General features: G+C 63.3%; 17 protein-coding genes. 8 read left to right on the forward strand and 9 right to left on the reverse strand.

Going from position 1 to position 18,050, the window contains the following annotated elements; all coding sequences use genetic code 11:
* Positions 1 to 24: 24 nt before the first annotated feature.
* The 4 genes from ACFC3J_RS00820 to ACFC3J_RS00835 all read right to left on the reverse strand — a co-directional run bounded on the left by ACFC3J_RS00820 (position 25) and on the right by ACFC3J_RS00835 (position 3,273).
* Positions 25 to 651, reverse strand: a complete 627-nt coding sequence (locus ACFC3J_RS00820; protein WP_375194317.1) for an isochorismatase family protein — start codon at positions 649 to 651, stop codon at positions 25 to 27.
* Positions 644 to 1,504, reverse strand: a complete 861-nt coding sequence (locus ACFC3J_RS00825) for an oxaloacetate decarboxylase (RefSeq protein ID WP_375194318.1) — start codon at positions 1,502 to 1,504, stop codon at positions 644 to 646. The genes ACFC3J_RS00820 and ACFC3J_RS00825 overlap by 8 nt, the downstream gene beginning before the upstream one ends.
* Entirely contained in the window at positions 1,504 to 2,418 is a 915-nt protein-coding gene (locus ACFC3J_RS00830) for a polysaccharide deacetylase (protein ID WP_375194319.1), read from the reverse strand. The genes ACFC3J_RS00825 and ACFC3J_RS00830 overlap by 1 nt, the downstream gene beginning before the upstream one ends.
* A 108-nt stretch (positions 2,419 to 2,526) precedes the next feature.
* Entirely contained in the window at positions 2,527 to 3,273 is a 747-nt protein-coding gene (locus ACFC3J_RS00835) for an arylmalonate decarboxylase (protein ID WP_375194320.1), read from the reverse strand.
* A 190-nt stretch (positions 3,274 to 3,463) separates the two neighbouring features.
* Between ACFC3J_RS00835 and ACFC3J_RS00840 the strand changes: the two genes are divergently transcribed.
* Complete coding sequence (locus ACFC3J_RS00840) at positions 3,464 to 3,751, forward strand: DUF1330 domain-containing protein (protein ID WP_375194321.1); 288 nt, start codon at positions 3,464 to 3,466, stop codon at positions 3,749 to 3,751.
* A 40-nt stretch (positions 3,752 to 3,791) separates the two neighbouring features.
* On the forward strand, positions 3,792 to 4,994 hold the full coding sequence (locus tag ACFC3J_RS00845; RefSeq protein WP_375194322.1) for an FAD-dependent oxidoreductase: 1,203 nt from the start codon (positions 3,792 to 3,794) through the stop codon (positions 4,992 to 4,994).
* Between the two features lie 29 nt (positions 4,995 to 5,023).
* Here ACFC3J_RS00845 and ACFC3J_RS00850 read toward each other — a convergent pair whose 3' ends face one another.
* Positions 5,024 to 5,830, reverse strand: coding sequence for a helix-turn-helix domain-containing protein (locus tag ACFC3J_RS00850; RefSeq protein WP_375194323.1), 807 nt, complete (start codon positions 5,828 to 5,830; stop codon positions 5,024 to 5,026).
* Positions 5,831 to 5,946: 116 nt separating this feature from the next.
* Here ACFC3J_RS00850 and ACFC3J_RS00855 point away from each other — a divergent pair, with 116 nt between their 5' ends.
* Positions 5,947 to 6,900 carry an alpha/beta hydrolase family protein gene (locus ACFC3J_RS00855; protein WP_375194324.1) on the forward strand — a complete coding sequence of 318 codons (954 nt, stop codon included), beginning with the start codon at positions 5,947 to 5,949 and terminating at the stop codon, positions 6,898 to 6,900.
* Between the two features lie 22 nt (positions 6,901 to 6,922).
* On the opposite strand, the gene ACFC3J_RS00860 is transcribed toward ACFC3J_RS00855, so the two are convergent.
* Together ACFC3J_RS00860 and ACFC3J_RS00865 are read right to left on the reverse strand one after the other, a co-directional pair.
* Positions 6,923 to 7,186 (reverse strand): hypothetical protein, encoded by a 264-nt coding sequence (locus ACFC3J_RS00860; protein WP_375194325.1) that lies wholly within the window; start codon positions 7,184 to 7,186, stop codon positions 6,923 to 6,925.
* Positions 7,183 to 8,226 (reverse strand): methyltransferase domain-containing protein, encoded by a 1,044-nt coding sequence (locus ACFC3J_RS00865; RefSeq protein WP_375194326.1) that lies wholly within the window; start codon positions 8,224 to 8,226, stop codon positions 7,183 to 7,185. The genes ACFC3J_RS00860 and ACFC3J_RS00865 overlap by 4 nt, the downstream gene beginning before the upstream one ends.
* 188 nt (positions 8,227 to 8,414) lie before the next feature.
* On the opposite strand from ACFC3J_RS00865, the gene ACFC3J_RS00870 reads away from it, so the two are divergent.
* The 4 genes from ACFC3J_RS00870 to ACFC3J_RS00885 all read left to right on the forward strand — a co-directional run bounded on the left by ACFC3J_RS00870 (position 8,415) and on the right by ACFC3J_RS00885 (position 14,000).
* Positions 8,415 to 10,637: a TonB-dependent receptor gene (locus ACFC3J_RS00870; RefSeq protein WP_375194327.1), complete on the forward strand. Its 2,223-nt coding sequence runs from the start codon at positions 8,415 to 8,417 to the stop codon at positions 10,635 to 10,637.
* 11 nt (positions 10,638 to 10,648) lie between these two features.
* Positions 10,649 to 11,623: a DUF3089 domain-containing protein gene (locus ACFC3J_RS00875; RefSeq protein ID WP_375194328.1), complete on the forward strand. Its 975-nt coding sequence runs from the start codon at positions 10,649 to 10,651 to the stop codon at positions 11,621 to 11,623.
* Entirely contained in the window at positions 11,616 to 12,518 is a 903-nt protein-coding gene (locus tag ACFC3J_RS00880; protein WP_375194329.1) for an alpha/beta fold hydrolase, read from the forward strand. The genes ACFC3J_RS00875 and ACFC3J_RS00880 overlap by 8 nt, the downstream gene beginning before the upstream one ends.
* Positions 12,519 to 12,617: 99 nt before the next feature.
* Positions 12,618 to 14,000: an MFS transporter gene (locus ACFC3J_RS00885; RefSeq protein WP_375194330.1), complete on the forward strand. Its 1,383-nt coding sequence runs from the start codon at positions 12,618 to 12,620 to the stop codon at positions 13,998 to 14,000.
* On the opposite strand, the gene ACFC3J_RS00890 is transcribed toward ACFC3J_RS00885, so the two are convergent.
* A complete protein-coding gene (locus tag ACFC3J_RS00890; RefSeq protein WP_375194331.1) occupies positions 13,997 to 14,245 on the reverse strand; it encodes a hypothetical protein in 249 nt (82 codons plus the stop codon). The two genes, ACFC3J_RS00885 and ACFC3J_RS00890, sit on opposite strands and share 4 nt — an antisense overlap.
* A 75-nt stretch (positions 14,246 to 14,320) precedes the next feature.
* Positions 14,321 to 15,526, reverse strand: coding sequence for an MFS transporter (locus tag ACFC3J_RS00895; RefSeq protein WP_375194332.1), 1,206 nt, complete (start codon positions 15,524 to 15,526; stop codon positions 14,321 to 14,323).
* A gap of 183 nt (positions 15,527 to 15,709) precedes the next feature.
* Here ACFC3J_RS00895 and ACFC3J_RS00900 point away from each other — a divergent pair, with 183 nt between their 5' ends.
* Positions 15,710 to 18,001, forward strand: a complete 2,292-nt coding sequence (locus ACFC3J_RS00900; RefSeq protein ID WP_375194333.1) for a TonB-dependent receptor — start codon at positions 15,710 to 15,712, stop codon at positions 17,999 to 18,001.
* Positions 18,002 to 18,050 lie beyond the last annotated feature (49 nt).

An 18,050-nucleotide genomic window follows, 5' to 3' on the forward strand; every position in this document is an offset into this window, starting at 1 on the left:
TCCCGCCTCCGTCCATGAGGCGATCTAGCGGCCTTGCAGAAGGGCGATCGCGCGATCGGTGTCGACCACCTCGGCCATCTTCGCCTGCATGTCGAACAGATTCGATTCATGCGGGCGCACGTCGCGGTCGGCGCAGCCATCGCTGACCACATAGGGCGTGAAGCCGTGGCAGAGCGCATCGAGCGCACTTGCCCGGACGCAGCCGGAGGTTGAATAGCCGGTCAGCAGCAACGTATCGACCTTCAGGCTGTGCAGCATGGATGCCAGCGCCGTACCGAAGAAGGCGGAGGGGTAATATTTGCCCAGCACATGATCGCCGGGCTGCGGCGTCAGCTCAGGCGGAAAGGCGCCCAGCGGCGACCCGGCGTGGAAGGCCCTGAGCGCGGGCACCTTGCGGTAGAACATGCCGCCTTCCAGCCCGTCCGGGCCGTAGGCGATATTGGTGAAGATGACCGGCGCGCCCGCCTTGCGTGTCGCCTCAGCCAGCCGCACCAATTGCGTCAGCGCATTATCGGGTCCGAGATAGAGGGGCGAGGCCGGGTCGATATAGGCCATCACCACATCGATGATGATGAGCGCTGGGGTCTTGCCGAACGGCAGCGCTCCGTTGAAACCCGCCGCCGCATAGTCGCTGTCAATGTCCTCAGCCATAGCTGTCCGCCTTCTCCAGAAGCGCCTTGGCGCCGGTCACTTGGTTCATCTGTTGCAGGTCTGCGATCTCGCTACGCAGGCTGGCTGTCGATCCGGTTTCACGCAGGGTCGAGAGCAGCCTGGGCGCGATGCTGGCGAGCCCGTGCATCAGCAGCAGCGGATGCAGCGTCGCTGCATAGCCCATGTCGAGAAAATCGCGGCCCTGATCGGATGGCGTCACGCCGCCTTCGACCAGATTATGAATCAGGGGCACGCGGGACGCGAAGCGGGCGGCGATGGCCTGCGCCTCTTCCATGCTGCGCGGTCCTTCGATGAAGAGGATGTCGGCGCCCGCCTCCAGATAGGCTTCGGCCCGATCCATCGCCGCTTCGATTCCCTCAATCGCGAGCGCGTCGGTGCGACCGATGATCAGCATATTTTCCCGCGCGTCGACGGCGGCGCGGATGCGTCCGGTCGCCTCGCCCGGCGGCACCACCTGCTTGCCCGCCATATGGCCACAGCGCTTGGGAAAACTCTGATCCTCGATCTGGATCGCTGCAGCGCCCGCTCGCTCGACCTGGCGGACGAGCCGCTGGAGCGTGAGCGCATTGCCGAAGCCGGTATCGCCGTCGACGACCAGCGGAATGGAGACGCGGTCGCAGATCTGCGCGACCGTGTCGACCAACTCGCTCGCGGTCACGAGGCCCAGATCGGGCTGCCCCAGCCGCGCCATGGCAAGGCCGCCGCCTGTCAGAAAAGCCGCTGGAAAACCGGCCTGCTCGATCAGCAGCGCCGTCAGCGCATCCCAACAGCCGGGCAGATGAAGGCCCGGACGTTTTCCGTCCGGACCCAAAGCCAATAATTCCGTCAGCATCAACCGAGCTGTCCGGGGATATGCTCCTCATGATTCTGGAGATACCAGTCGGCAATCTCCTCGCGCGTCGCCCACCATACGCCCGGCAGGCCTTTCGCATGGGTAATGAATTCCCGCAGCGCCCGGATGCGGTGCGCGCGGCCCGAGACATGGGGATGCAGGCCGACATTCATGATCCGGCCGCTCTTTTCCCCTTCGGCGTACAGCACGTCCAGTTCCTCGATCAGCGCCTGGGCGAATTGATCGGTGGTGAAATTCTTGCGCGTGATGAAGGTGAAATCGTTGATCTCGTTCGAATAGGGCGTGCTGACGATCGGTCCATGCGGCGTGCGCAGCAGATAGGGTTGATCGTCGTTCATGATGTCGCAGTAGAAGGTGCAACCCTGTTCGGCGAGAATGTCCGCAGTCTGGAGCGTACCGCGCAGTGAGGAGGACAGCCAGCCCTTCGCCTTGCGTCCGGTGAACTTCTCATATTGGGCGAGCGAGCGCAGCACGATGTCACGCTCCTTCGCCGGATCCTGTGCGAAATTGGTGAGAAGTTCGCCCTGTTCCCAATTATGCGCCAGCAATTCCCAGCCGCGCTCAAGCACCGCGTCGGTCATCGCCTTGCGCCGTTCGAAGGTGACCGCATTGGTGGTGCAGGAAGCCGGCACGCCCAGTTCGTCGAACAGGTCAAACATGCGCCAGATGCCGACCCGCTGGCCATATTCACGCCAGGTGTAATTGGGGAAATCCGGGGTGTGGCCGGGCAAGATGTCCGGCAGGATCGCCGGGCCGCCGGCATAATAGGGCTTGTCCGTGTCCTTGGTCAGATCCCAGGTTTCCAGGTTGAACGTCAGGATCAGCGCCACCCGCGCGCCATTGGGCCACTGAAGCGGCTTGCGCTGGGGCATGGGGACATAATCATATTCCATTTCTCGCGACTCCTAGAGCATCGTGCGCAAAGGCGATGGTCGGTCTTGCGTGCATAGCGATGCGATAACAAGAATTTGAAGCGCGGCGCGCTTCAGCCGACAGGAAGATCAATGGTCGGCGAGCAGCGCGCCGAATCCTTCCATCTGATCCTTGATTCCCATGCTGCGCAGCGCATGCCAATAGGTTGCGGTGTTGATCGCGATGACCGGCTTTTCCAACCAGAATTCCGCCATGGCCGCGACCTTGGCAAATGCGAGGTTGGTACCGCACTGGATCACCGCGTCCACCCCTTCCGACACTTCGATGGCAGCGCGCTTCAGCTTCTGCGCGGGTTCATGCGCGATCATCATGGGCGAGGGGGATTTCAGGCCGACGAGATTGACCACCTCATAACCCTGATCTTCGAAATAACGGCGCACATTGTCGTCGCCCACCGGCATATAGGGGGTGAGAATGCCGATCTTCCTGATTCCGCCATAGGCCTTCATCGCTGCGTCGAGAGCCATCGAACCCATGATCACCGGGACCCCGCCGGTCCGGTCCAGCATTTTTTGATGAAGCCGGTCCGCCCCCTCTGCGCCGTCCCAGAAGGTTTCGGCCGACATGCCCATGATCAGGCAGTCGGGCGACATCGACATGGAAATGTCCGTCGCGTCGAATGTCGCGCCGCGGATATTCTCCATCATCTCCATGAAGCTGATCTCGTCAGTCACCTTCGTGTCCGGAATGGCGATGCGCGAAAAGTGGTTGGTCACGCCGCGCGGGCGCATGTCGTCATATTCCGGCTGTACGCTGGTATTGGTGGAAGGGGCGATCACCGCAAACTTGCAGCGGTATCCCAGAGAATCCGTCATGTCCCGTTTTCCTTGAGGCAGGCTTCGATAGCGTCTTTTCCTGCTGCAGGGCCTGCGCGCGCGCAAAGGGCGGCCGGTTCCCTGTTCGCCTGACGGATATTTGCGCAGCGTCCCAAAGCCGCGTGATCCGGACGGTGGCATGGAGGGGCGACAGCAGATGCTGGTTCAAGGAACAACAGGGGAAAGTCCGATGGCGGCTTATATCGTAGCGACCGTTCGGATCAGCGATCCGGACCGTTTTGCTGAATATGGCAAGGGCATTGCCGGTCTGAGCGAATCCTTTGGCGGTGTAGCCATCGTCAAGGGGCCAGTGGCAGAAGTGCTGGAGGGCCATTCTCCAGTCGGCGAGCGGGTGGTCGTGACGCGCTTCGAAAATGTCGAGGCCGCCCGCGCTTATATCGCCTCGGATCAATATCGTGCCGCGGCCGCACTTCGCGAAGGCGCGGCGGAAGTCGAGATGCGGTTGCTCGTCGACTGACGCGCCGCGCTCAAACGCATTCTTACAGCAAAGAGAGTTTATGACGATCCGAACCCGCATTCTCGTCGTGGGAGCCGGCCCTGTCGGCGTTGTCGCCGCATATCGGCTCGCCCAGGCGGGGATCGACACCATATTGTTGGAAGCCAATCCGGACTGCCCGGAAGACATGCGCGCCTCCACCTTCCACCCGCCTTCGCTGGAAATGATGGCTGAACTGGGCATATTGCACGAGTTGGAGGCGATAGGTCTCAAGGCGCCGGTCTATCAATATCGAAACCGCAGGAGCGGCAACAGGGTCGAACTGGATCTTGGCGAACTGGCCGACGTCACGCCTTATCCCTATCGCCTGCAATGCGAGCAGTTCAAACTGTCGCGCCTGCTTTCGGCGCGGCTCGACAGTCATCCACATGCGCAGGTCTTTTTCCAGCGCCGCGTTCTGAATATCGAACAGGATGCAACCGGCGTCACCGTGCATGTCGAAAGCCCGCTGGCGATCGAGCAATATCGCGCCGACTATGTAATCGCCGCCGACGGTGCCAATTCGACCATCCGCAAATGGCTGGGCATCGAATTTGAAGGCTTCACCTACCCCGAACGCTTCCTCACCTTGTCCAGCGCCTATCCGATCGAGCAGGACATAGCGGGTCTCGCTCATGTGAACTATGTCGCCGACGCGCAGGAATGGTGCGTGCTGCTGCGCGTCCCCGGCCTCTGGCGGGTGCTGGTTCCCACTGAGGATGCCGACGATGATCGCTTGCTCTTGTCGGACGCGAAGAAGAACCGCGTCTTCGGCGGTCTGCTGGGCGAAGGGGTGGAGGTCGAAACCTATCATCGCACCCTCTACCGCGTGCACCAGCGGGTGGCGCAGAATTTTCGCAAGGGACGGGTAATGCTCGCGGGGGATGCGGCGCATCTCAATAATCCGCTGGGCGGTTTCGGCATGAACTCGGGCATCCACGATGCCTGGAACCTGACCGACAAGCTGTTCAGCATCATACTCGATGGGGCGGAGGCCGACCCGCTGCTCGACCGTTATGAGCGACAGCGGCGAACCATCACCCGCCAGTTCGTCCAGGCGCAGACGATCAGTAACAAGCAGATGCTGGAAGCGCCGCAGGCAGCCGGCAAAACCGTGCAGGAGGAAAAGCTCGAAAAACTCGCCGCCGACGCGGACCAGCGCCGCGATTACATGATGCGGCAGGCGATGATCCTCAGCCTTCGGGAAGAAGCTGCCATAGCATAGCTTCGCAGGAAGGAAATGCGGGGCCGGTCCTACCGGACCGGCTCCGCATTTTCGAGATCGACGGTGATCGCGGCCGAACAGGCCTGAAGCTTGGGCAGAAATTGCTTGATTGCGTCGCGGATCTGGATCGTCGAGGAAAAAAAGGCGACGGTCAGCGCGCCGACGATCACCCCATTTTCAAACACCGGCACGGCGATGGATGAGGTCTTGCCTGGATTCTGGGTGAAGCGGTTGAAGCCGCGCGCCGCATGGCCGGACGATCGCACCGCGTCGAGCAGCCCGCCCTCACGCGCCAGCTGCAGCATGTGCCGGGTTTCCTCATCCTCCAGATAGCTGAGGCTGTCGAGCACCGTGTCCCGTTCTTCGGTCGGCGCGAAGGCGAGATAGACCAGCCCCGCCGCACAGGCGAGGATCGGCATGGCATAGCCCGGGAAATAGGTGTTGAAGGTCAGTGAGGTCTGCGAATGGGTAGAATCGCGGATAACCATCGATGCGCCGACATGGGTGGTCAGCGAGATCGGCCAGCCTATGTCGCGCGTCAGCTTCGCAATATGGGGCCGGGTCGCGTTGACCAGCGCGCCGTGGCCCTGAAAGCCATGCGCCAATGTCTGCACCAGCGCAGTCGGCTGATAGCGTTTCCGGCTGCTTTCCCGTTCGATCAGTCCTTCGTGCTGGAGCGTCTGCACAATGCGGCAGGCCGTGGGATAGGGCACTGCGGAGGCCTGCGCGATCTCCATCATGGTCAGCGAGCCGCCCCGGTTGATCGCCTGCAAGACGGAGATCGCCCGGCTGATCGATCGGATCGGTATGCCTCTGTCCTGGTCTTTCGCGTCCATAACCTGTCCATCGGTGCCGTGCGGCTTTAACCGTCTGCCGAACAATGGGGTGATAACCGTTGTAGCCATGGAAGAGCAACCTATCGTCAGGGCCGATGCGGGACATGGAGCGCGATATGCGGGCAGTACGGATCGGCATGTTGGTGATGGGGATGATGGCGGGATCGGCTCTGGCCGCGCCCGCTGAAGCACCAGACCCGCGCATCGAGAGCATCGATCCGGTGGTGGTGGACGACGGGACGGCCGCTGGCCTGAAGCTGCGGCTCACCTTTCCGGAACGTCCGGTCGGACGGCTTCCGGTCGTCATCCTCTCGCATGGCAACCGGCTGTCGCGGAACGATTATCAGCCGCTGGCGCGCGCGTTGGCGGATGACGGCTATCTGGTGATCCAGCCCGATCATGGCGACGCGTCGGATGACGGCTTCGCGCCCATGACCGCACAAGCTGCGGATGTATGGCGTAGCCGCGCCATCCAGTTGCAATGGATTGCCGCGCATCTGCCTGTCGTCGCCGGGATGGTCGGGGCCCTCAGGGGCCATGTCGACAGCGGACGGGTCGCCCTGATGGGCCACAGTTTTGGCGGGCACACCGCCGCCCTTGCCATGGGTGCGACCGTGATCGCGCCCGATACCGGGGAGGTGGAAGGCCACGCCATTGCGAATGCGCATGTGGCCGTGCTGCTCGCCCCGCCCGGTCATTTCGACGGGCTGGCCGCCTCTTTCAAGGATCGCATGCCCTATCTGCGCACGAACTGGGCGCCGATGCGCGGCCCGGTGCTGGTGGTCAACGGCGACGAGGATGGGGGAGGGCTGACCGATCAGGGGCCAGGCTGGCATGACGATGCGTGGCGCTTCGCCACGCCCGGACGCGGGGTGTGCCGGATGATGGTCCCCGGCGGCCATTATCTCGGCGGTATCGACAGCCCGCTGCGCCCCCCTGCCGGAGATGCGAAGCCGGAACGCCGCCGCAGGGTGCTGAATGCCGTTCTCGCCTTCCTCGACCACAGCCTTGGCCGGGCGGGCGGCGCAGCGCGCTGGGCCGCGGTCGCGGCCCGGACGGACTGCAAATAGAGGCGGACGGGACAGCACCGCGTCAATCGGCCTTGAGGGTGCCGAGAATGGTGTCCAGCAGTCGCTGCCGCTTGGCGTCCAGCCGTCGGGTCATGGCCTCGTCAGGCTGATAGGCATCGACTTTCGCCATATCGATGCCATGCTCGTCCAGCACGGCCTCCAGCACCATCTGCCGATCGGTCAGTACCCAGATTTCGCGGGTCAGCGCCAATATCGCCTCGCCCAGATCATCGATGCGAGCGTCGGGCAGGATGCGCCGCTCTGGCGTCTTGTCGGCTCCGCTCATGCCGGCTTCCTTCCATAGATGACGTAGGGGTCGCGTCCCGGCTGGGGAGTAAAGCCGCGCACGTCGATGAAGCCGGCTTCGCGCGCCATCGGTTCCATGTCGAGCTTTGCCGTGGCCCGCCAGAAGGGCTCGCCACCCCATTTCGCTGCCCAGTCCATGCGCCATGCCGCCATCTTGTCCAGATCGCCGGTGCGCACCACGTCCGCCATCACCATGTCGCCACCCGGCTTCAGCACCCGATAGGCTTCGGCAAAGATCGCCGCGATCGCGCGGGGCGGCATTTCATGATGGATGGCATAGGCGGTGACCAGATCGAAGCTGCCGTCGGCGAACATCGGCATCTCTTCCCCGACGCCGGTGTGGAGATCCCAGGCAAGGCCCCGCTCATTGGCGACGCGCTGCGCCTGTTCCAGCATCCGGATCGAAGGGTCGATGCCGGTGATCCTGGCGTCCGGGAAAACGTCGGCGATGGCCAGCGTATGATGGCCCGAGGAGGTGCCGACCTCCAGAATCGCGGCATAATCGTCGCGCGGCAACTGTTTCAGGATCAGGCGGCGATTGCCGTAAATGTCGCCGGGAAAGACCTTTGACACATATTTCTTGTGCACCAGTTCGCCATGGACGAAGCCGTTATAGTCGCTCGCGTCCCAGCCGCCGCGTGTGCGGTGGAACCAGATTTCCGACCAGTAGCGCGGCGCGGTGAAGTCATGCGCTGTGATCGTCGTGCCGCCCTCCCGCAGCCTTTCCAGTTCGGGAAGGAGGCGTTCGCGTATCTCCTCAAACGCCTCCTCGGCGGCGCGGCCATGCTGCTTGGCGCACCATTCGCCCAACAGGGCGCGAGCCTGAAAAACGGGCGATCCGGCCAGCCGTTCCTCGATGAGATGGTGGCGCGCCTCCATATCCTCAGGCAGGCTCTCTGCCGTGACCTCCATCGCCGCCAGCTCCGCCTCCGCCCGTTGCTGGAGCATCGATGCGGTGCGGCGCACGCTGACCTCGAAATCCATCAGCGCCCGGCCGCGCTGCATCAAATCAAACTGCATGGTTCAACTCCTGAGGAACGATCATGCACATCCGACCCCGCCGGCGCCATTGCCCACGCGCTCTTTTTATCGCAGTGCGGATATTTTGTGCGCAGTCAGTTCTGATTGTGACGCGGCTGTGACAGCCAGCATCCATGGATCGACCCGTTCGCCATCGGGAGGCGAGCGGTCGAAAAGGAAGGGACATTATGAAGACGTCGCTTTTCCGGGCCGCTACTGCGCTCGGTTTGATTTTCTCCACCCAATCACTTCTCGCGCAGGAGACGCCCGTCGACGCATCGACCCCCGAGGGCGACAATATCGTGGTCACCGCCCGTCGGCGCGCGGAAACGCTGCAATCCATTCCCGCCGCGGTGAGCGCGACCACGCAGGAAACGCTGACCCGCGCAAGCGCCAGCGACATTCAGGATATCGCCCGCCTGACCCCCGGTCTCAGCTACAATAGCGGTAATGCCGGCGGCCTTGCCGCGCCCAGCCTGCGCGGCGTTACCAACGTCACCACCACCACCTTCGACAATAATGTCGGCGTGTTCCTGGACGGGGTCTATCTGTCGGCCAAGTCGAACCTCGACATCGACCTGTTCAACCTGGCGCGGGTCGAGGTGATCAAGGGGCCGCAATCCGCGCTTTACGGCAACAACGCCTTCGCCGGTGCGATCAACTATGTGCTCGATCGCCCGTCTGACCACCTCACCGGCCGCATCAAGGCCAGCGCCGGCACGGACGGCCTGGCCGAGATTGCCGGCAAGATCTCCGGGCCGATCACCGACACGCTGAGCGCGATGGTGGTGGGCAGCTATTCCCATTTCGGCGGCACGATCGATAATGCCCGCGGTTCCAATCTCGGCGGTTGGGACTACAAGGTGTCCGGATCGGGCATGCTGCTGTGGAAGCCGTCCACCGCCTTCGAGGCCTCGGCTTTCTATTATCACTATGAGGATGAGCTGGACGGCGGCGCCAATTATATGTTCGTCAATAATTGCGGCGGAACCACCACGACGTCCAACAATCGGGGCGGCAGCAACCGCCGCTATTATTGCGGCGCGCTGCGGGCGCCTGATGAGGTGAATGTCGATCCGGCTTCCTACTCCAGGCGCAAGACGGACCTGGTGATCGGCCGCGCATCCTATGATTTCGGCGGACCGGTGCTGCGCTACACCGGCAGCTGGGGAAAGTATCGCACCGTTGCCTTGCAGGACCAGCATCTGAACAGCATGGGCGGCCTGCCCACCGCGCAGCGCCGCTTCACCCTGCCCTTCGTCGGACCGGTGCGCGAATGGAGTCAGGAGCTGCGGCTCGAATCCTACGGCAACAATGTCTTCGACTGGGCGGCGGGCGGCTATTATTACGACCGCCAGGCCGCACAGATTACGGTGGTGGGCGTCGGTCCGGCACAGACTGCAAAGAGCCTGGACAACGAGAATGTCGAAAATACGACGATGAAGTCGGTCTTCGCGATGGGCACGGTGAAGCTCAGTCCCGCGTTCGACATCGAGGCGCAGGGCCGCTGGACCTGGGAGGACAAGGATTCGGTCCTCACCAACAATCTGACCGGCGCGGTGCTTCGGCCCAAGGCGGATTTCTCCTATGGCACCTATCGCGTCACCGCCAACTGGCGCTGGGCGCAGAATAAATCCTTCTACGCCGTCGTCGCCAGCGGCACCAAGTCAGGCGGCTTCAACAACACCGCCGTCGTCACCGAGCAGTCCTTCGGCCCGGAAAAGAACACCACGTTCGAAATCGGCACCAAGAACCAGTTCGCGGGCGGAAAGATCACGCTGAATGCCAGCGCCTATTATATCGACTGGACTGATCTTCAGCTCTCTGTCCCATCGGCCATCGCCGGGCAGACCAACCCGGTCACCAATATCGGCTCGGCATCGGTCAAGGGGTTCGAAGTCGACTTCACCGCGCGGCCGACGCGCTACTGGGATCTCAACCTCGCCTACAGCTACACCGACCCCAAGTGGGACGAGGGGACGGTCGACTATAGCAGCTCGCGCATCTGCCCGACGGCGGCAGCCTGCGGGCTGGCACAGGCGGGCAGCGGTATCGACGTCGGCGGTTTCCAGATCCCGCGTACCTCGCGCCATCAATATGTGGCGGCGACCACCTACACCATTCCGCTGCCCACTTCGGAACTCTATCTCCGCGCCGATGTCTCCTATCGGTCGGAACAGCCGACCAACGCTATCGCGCTGCAATATACCGACGAACAGGTTCTGGTGAATTCGCGCATCGGTTGGGTGAAGGGCAATTATGAAATCTCGCTGTTCGCTAAAAATCTGTTCGACAAGCGTTATATCGTCTCCTCGGTGAACGAGCCGGAGTTCGTGCCGGCCACGTCCTTCACCACCGGCTTTGTCGGTAATGGCCGCATTGTCGGTCTGACGGCGGAGGCGAAATTCTGATCGGGCGGGCTGTGCTGTCCGCGCTGGCGGTGCTGCTGCTGACGGCGGGGGCACCGGCCGGGCCGGACTATCGGCGTGCGGAAAACTGGGCGCTGCTGGAAGATGCAGCAAAGGGGAAGGGCGCGGACCTCTTTTACATCCACCCCACCACCTTCCGGTCGGACCGATGGAATCAGGACCTTGCCGACCGCCAAGCCCGCGAATGGGTCGACGCAAGTGTGACGGCGCGTCAGACGAGCGCCTTTGCCGATTGCTGTCGACGCTTCATGCCGCGCTACCGGCAGGCGTCGAGCCGCGCCTTTGTCGAGCGCGACGGCGAGGGGCAGAAAGCCTATGATCTTGCCTATGAGGATGTGCGCGCGGCCTTCCGCGCCTTCATCGCCCATCATGCTCACGGCCGCCCCTTCCTGATCGCCGGGCACAGTCAGGGCGCTCTGCACGGACTGCGTCTGATCCGGGAGGAGATTTCCGGCACGCCGCTGATGAAGCGGCTGGTGGTGGCCTTTCTGCCGGGGGTCGGCATGCCGCTGGGCAGTCTGCCGCGCGGGCTGCCGCCCTGCGCGCAGCCGGATTCGACGGGCTGCATCGCCAGCTGGAACAGTTTCGCGCATGATGCCGATACAGCGTCCTATGTCGCCCGCTCCGTCCGCGACTATGGCGTGGCTGGACGCGATCCGACCCTGCTCTGCGTAAATCCCCTCAGCTTCTCGCTCGCCCGACCTGCGGCGGGTTTCGACAGCAGCAAGGGCGCCTTGCCCGGTCCCGCCGACAAGAACGCATTGCCCCCGCTGGTTCCGGGCGCCGTGGCGGCCAGCTGCGAAGGCGGCGTTCTGCGGGTGACGACGCGTCAGGATTTGCCGGTCGAGCGTTTGCCGGGGGGCAATCTGCATATGAACGATATCGCCTTCTTCTGGGCCGATATTGCCGCCAATAGCGGGTTACGCGTCGCAGCCTGGCGGCACGGGGACGGAGCGCGGCATGAGTGACGGGGCCGGGATGAGACGCAGAGGCTTCATGACCGGGGCGGCGCTGCTGGCGGCGGCCCCAGCCATGGCGGAAGCGGCGGCGTCTCGCATCGAAGCGCCATGGACCGGCGGCGGCGACATTCCGCGTGCCGGCGGCGTGATCCGTTATCGGACGCTCGGCCCATCGAACGGTGAGCCGGTGCTGCTGCTCCACAAGGTCGGTGGCTGGCTGGCGGACTGGCGCGCAGTCGCGCCGCTGCTGGCCGCTCGCCACCGTGTGATCGCGATGGACCTGCCGGGGCATGGCGGATCGGCGATGCTTGGCCGTCCGCCCCATGTTCAGACGGTTGCGGAGAGTGCCGCCTTGATCCTCGCTTCCCTGTCGGAGCTGGGCGTCAACCGGTTTGCGGTCGCGGGCAATTCGCTGGGCGGCATCGTCGGCATCAATCTGGCGGCGCGTTATCCCGAGCGCGTTTCGCGGCTGATCCTCGCCAGCGTCAGCCTCTTCGCCGGGCAAAGCCGCGAGGAACTGGACAAGGTGGAGGCCGATCGCGATCCTGCGGTCTGGACCGCAGACTGGCGCCCGAAACCCCGCAGCATGGCGCAGGTTTCCCGTTTCGGGACCGTGAACCCGGTCATAGAGGAGGAGCAGAACGCGAGCCGCGCCAGGGCCGATCGCTGGGTTCGCCCCTCGGAACGGGGCGTCGCGCTCTCCAACACCGAAGCGCTGCTCGCAAAAACGACGGCACCGCTGCTGATGATCTATGCGGATCGGGGCTATTATACCCGATATGTCGAAACAGGTCGCAGGGCGCGGCCCGACGCTACGATCGTGCAGGTCGCGGGCGCCGGGTCTTTCGTCCATCAGGAGAAGCCGGAGGATACGGCGCGGGCGATGGTCGCTTTTCTCGGCTGACTCAAATATCCGTCTGTCGGATAGGCGGTCCCAAGCAGATGGCAAGGCGGCAGCATAACGCCACAATTTCGGCATTGCCGGTTAAAGAAGGAAGCATCTATGGCGAGTGTGGCTGATGAACGGCCCATCGAAAGCGGTCAGGCGAAATTGCCGCTGCTCACCTGTATCGGCTGGGGCGCGGGCACGTTGGCGGTTGCGGCCCTGTTCAATTCAGTGAACGTGCTGCTGCTGCGTTATCTTGTCGATTATGTCGGCATTGGCGCGGCGCTCGCCGGTTCGTTGATGGCACTGTCCAAGCTCTATGACGCGGTGATCGATCCGATCGTCGGGGCGGCCAGCGACCGAACGCGCTCGCGCCATGGCCGGCGACGTCCCTTCGTATTGGCGGGCGGGGTGATGCTGGCCGCCGCGGCCTTGCTGCTCTTCAACGTGCCGCAAGGGCTGAACCCGACGATGGTGCTGGCCTATGTGATTTTCGGCCTGCTTTTCTATTCGACCGCTTATGCGGTGTTTTCGGTGCCTTACATGGCTATGCCGGCGGAGATGACGGCGGATTATCATGAACGCTCGCGGCTGATTTCGTTCCGCGTTTTTGCGGTCGCCGTCGCCAGCCTGGTCGCCACCTATGTCGGCCCGACGCTGATCGCCAGGGGTGGCGGTGGGCAGGGGGGGCACAGTCTGATGTCCTTCTTCGTCGCCGCGCTGGCGGTGGCGGGTACCGTCTTTTGCTTCCGCACCACGCGCGACGCGCCCTTTCACTATGGCAGCGAGCATGTGCGCCTCAGCTTCATGCAGAAGCTGAGGATGCTCACTGACAACAAGCCGTTCATGCTGTTGCTGGTCATCAAGCTGCTGCAATTGACGGCTCTTGCGATCACGCAGGCGGCCATGCCTTTCCTGTTCAGGCAGGTGCTGCAATTCAGCGACACCATGCTGGGCCTTTATTTCCTCGTCTTCTATCTCTCCATGATGTTGTCGCAACAGCTATGGGTGCGGGTCGGCCGCAGTTGGGGGAAGCGGAAGGTCTATCTGGTCGCGACCGCCCTCTATGCCGTCATGTACCTTAGCTGGTACTTCCTCCAGCCCGGCGAGCCATTTGCGCTCACGCTGGCGCGCGCGGTCGGTCTCGGCGTCGCGGCGGGTGCGGTGCTGCTGTTCGGTCAGTCGCTGCTGCCCGACACGATGGAATGGGACTATCGTCGCACCGGCCTGCGCCGCGAGGGGATGCTCTCGGCCGTCTATACCATCGTCGAAAAGCTGGCCTATGCCATGGGCGCCGCGCTGACCGGCATATTGCTTGGCCTGTCGGGCTACGTAAAGGCGACCGGGGGTTCGGCCGCAGCCCAGCCTGCCTCGGCGATCAGCGCAATCTATTTCCTCGCCTCGATCGGGCCGATGATCTTGCTGGCGTTGAGCTGTGTCGCGCTCAAATATTACGACCTCAGCGAAGAGAAGCTGTCGACGCCGGTCGATCCGTCCTAAAGGACCGGCAGCTCCGCAAGGCCCCTTAAGTCGGGCAGCCGCCTGTTAACCGCCTCCGCCATCCGCATGGCGGAGGCGAAATAGCTCGGGGTGATCGCTCCGGTCACCTGTTCCTGATCGGACAGCGGCAGGGCGATCCCCGCCATCTTGCCCGGATCGCGAGCGATCAGCCCTTCGCTCACCAAAGTCTGGGCAATGCTCGAAGCGGTGGCATAAGGGACGGCACATCCGTCGCAGATTTCCATCAGCGTCAAGGTGCCGATGAGGTTATCGCCGTCAGAACGGCAATTCCCCGGCAGAGCGACCGGATGGAGCCGCTTTTATCCACGGGCTTCCAGTCGCTGCGCCGGGCGCAGAAGTTCGAACGCCTGCAGGATCAGCGCCAGCGCCATGGCATAGAGGCAGATGGCCGACCATCCCGCGGCCAGGTAGAGCAGGCTGCTGAGTGAGACGCTGAGTGCGCCGCCCAGAAAATAGGCGACCATATAGACGCTGTTGATCCGGCCCCGCGCTTCGGGTGCCAGCCGAAAGGCGGAGGACTGGTTTGCAGCGTGGCTGAGCCCGCCTGCAAGGTCGATCAGCAGCACGGCAAGGCAGAGCAGCGGAAGGTTCCGCAGCGGCAGGGCCATCAGACCGAACCCCACCAGCATCAGCCACCCCGCCAGCAACTGGGTCTGACGGAACCGCCCGCCATCAACGAGCCGTCCGGCAAAGCTCGCGCCGGTCGCACCCGCTATACCGACTATGCCGATCAGGCCCGTCGCCAAAGGACCCAAGCCATAGGCCGACTGCACATGCATGGCATAGGTGCCCCAGAAGGCCATCAGCATGCCGAAGGTGATCGCCCCGTTCATGGCGTGGCGGCGCAGGCGCGGCATCGTCACGATCATCCGGCCGAGGGACGCCATCAGCATACCATAGGACATGGCTTCCCGATTGCGGCTGATGACACCGCGGCGCGCCACGACGGCGGCGACCAGAAGGAGGCAGACCGACGATCCGCCATAGAGCATCCGCCAGCCCGCAAGCTGTTCGACAGCGCCAGCCACCATGCGGGAGAGCAGCACCCCCACCAGCACGCCGGAGAGCACGCGGGAAGAGGCCTCCCCCTCCCGGCCCGGCGGCGCCAGCAGCGCAGCGTAGGGCGTCATCAACTGGGCGGCGCAGCAGCCCAGGCCAACGAAGAAGGCCGAAATCCAGAGAAAGCCAAGCGTCGGCGAAAGGGCGTGGATGGCCGCTGCCACCGCCAGCAGCAGCAGGGTCGCGACGATCGCGCGCCGCCGCTCGAACAGGTCGTAGAGCGGCAGCACGGCAAGCAACCCGACTGCCAGTCCCAACTGGGTGATGGCGGGCAGCGCGCCCATCAACGCGGGGGACTGGCCAAAACTTGCGCCGATCGAGGGCAGCAGCGGCTGGCTGAAATGGCTGTTGGCGGCGACGAAGCCGCCGGCGATCGCCAGCAGGTTGATCACGCCGGGCAGCCGCCTTTTGCCGGCCGCCGCTGAAAATTCCGTTTCGCTGCGCATGTCCATGGGCAAGGCCTATATGCGCCGCCGGGCGGGAGCCTGCGGGCACCTGCACTTTATCCGTCTGGCGGTGAAGCGGGCGCATTCCTATTTCCCCACGGCGCGCATCGGCGGAAAGGTCTGGCCCACCAGTCGAGGATAATCCGGTGGGAAAGGCCGGACGACATATTTGGGGGAAGCATCATGAAGACCATGCCGATCTTGCTGCGCGCATCTGTTTCCGGACTGGCCTTTGCCAGCGCCGTTCTGTCTCTTCCCGCTCTGGCGCAGTCGTCGCCTGCGGTGCCCACTGCCGACCAACCCGGCGGCGATATCGTCGTCACCGCCCGTCGGCGCGAAGAAAGCCTGCAACAGGTGCCGCTGGCGATCAGCGCCTTTTCCGACGAGGCGCTCCAGCGCACCGGGACCGCCAGCCTTGCCGATCTTGCCACGCAGACGCCGGGCCTGGCCTTTCAGGATTCCAACGGTGCCTTCCAGGCTCCCGTCATCCGCGGAATCGCGCAGGTCGACCAGATCGGCGCGCAGGGCAATGTCGGCGTGTTCGTCGACGGCGTCTATCTCAACAACCGCTCCGGCCTCGAATTCGGCCTGATGGACATTGCCCGGATCGAGGTGGTGAAGGGACCCCAGAGCGCCCTCTATGGCCGCAACACCTTTGCCGGCGCGATCAACTATGTGACTCGCGCGCCCTCCACCAAGGCGATTTCCGGTGCGCTGATCGCCGAGGCGGGCGATTATGGCCGCCGCAAACTGTCCGCCAGCGTCAACGTGCCGCTGGTGCAGGATGTGCTGGCGGTGCGCGCTTTCGGCGGATATGCGGAGTTCGACGGCACCATCCGCAATCTGCGCGACGGCCAGAATATTGGCGGCTACGATCACCGCTATACTTACGGAGGGTCGCTGCTGTTCCAGCCGACCGCCGAATTCACGCTGAAGCTGTTCGCCTCGCACACCGATCAGGCCAATGATCAGGGGCCGCTGGTCGGAACGCCTGTCACCGCGAACAATTGCGGATCGCAGGTGGTGCGTAACGGCCAGACTTATTACACCTTCCTCTGCGGCAAGCTGCCGACCTATACCAGCGTCAACATGGACACCAATGTCGGCTATGGCCTGACCGGCGACAGCGACCTTTTCTATGGCACGGCCAGTTATGATTTTGGTCCGGCAAGCCTCACCGCGCTCGTCAGCCATACCCGCGCCAGCTATGCTTCGCTGATCGATACCACCGCCGATCCCAATGCCATCAATCAGGCGTCGGGCACCCGATCGCGCCAGCAATTCACCAATTCGGTGGGCGATGCATCGAAGGAAACCGCTGTCGACCTTCGGCTCGATTCCAATGACGAAGGGCCGCTGCGCTGGACCGGCGGCGTCTATTACTTCAATTCGCGCATCTCCGACACCTTGGAGCTGTCCGCACAGCCGCTGGGACAGCCGACGGCCCAGCCAATCGCCTTTTCCCAGCGCGGCGGCAATCTGAAGACGAAGGGTTGGGCGCTCTACGGCTCGCTCGCCTATGATTTCACGGAACGGTTCAACGCCCAGCTTGAAATGCGTTACAATGACGAGACGCAGGACTTTAAGGGGCGCGGATCGGCTGCGTCGGCGAACGGCAGCCAGGATTATAAATATCTGACGCCACGCCTGACGCTGAACTATAAGCTGGACGGCGCGCTGCTCTACGGCTCGGTGGCGCGTGGCTACAAGACGGGTGGTTTCAACTCCAACGCCTTCGGTCTGCCGCAATTCGCCTATGATGAGGAAACCAACTGGACCTATGAACTGGGCGTCAAGTCGAACCCGCTGCGCAACCTTCAGCTGAATGCCACGGTCTTCTATATCGACTGGAAGGATTTGCAGGCGCAGGTCCAGATCCCGAGCTCGACGCTGGCGGTCGTTCAGAATAATGGCGGCGCCACATCCTACGGCGTGGAACTGGAGGCGACCTATAACTTCACGCCCGACCTTTATCTGCGCCTGTCGGGCACGAAGCTGAAGCCCACCTATGATGACGATGTGCTGGACGGCGAGGTTGCGGCGCCCTGCGGCGACATCACGGGCACCCAGATCAGCGTCAAGGGATGTTCCTATGCCGTGGGCGGCAACCAGCTGGCGCGTACGACCGATTTTCAGGCGGCGGTCAGCGGCGGTTATACGGTGCGCGACATTCTGCCAGGTACGGATGCCTATGTGCAGGCGGATTATTCCTTCCAGAAGAGCAAGTATAGCGACAGCCTGAACTTCCAGGAGCAAGGCGACATCGAGCTGGTCAATGTTCGCGCGGGCCTGCAACCTTCCGAAGGCGTCGACATTTCGCTTTGGGTCAAAAATCTGTTCGACTATCACTATAACGCTCGTGCCACCGTGGTCGGGTCGGTCGCCGACGGATCACCGCTTTCGGGCATCACATACACCCGCATATATCCCGGCGAACGCCGTACCTGGGGCGTCACCGCATCCTATCGTTTCTGACGGATGATGATGGCCGGGATAGGCGCAGACGAAAGAAGAACAAGGAATA

Source organism: Sphingobium sp., from assembly GCF_041987595.1.
Classification (GTDB): Bacteria; Pseudomonadota; Alphaproteobacteria; order Sphingomonadales; family Sphingomonadaceae; genus Sphingobium.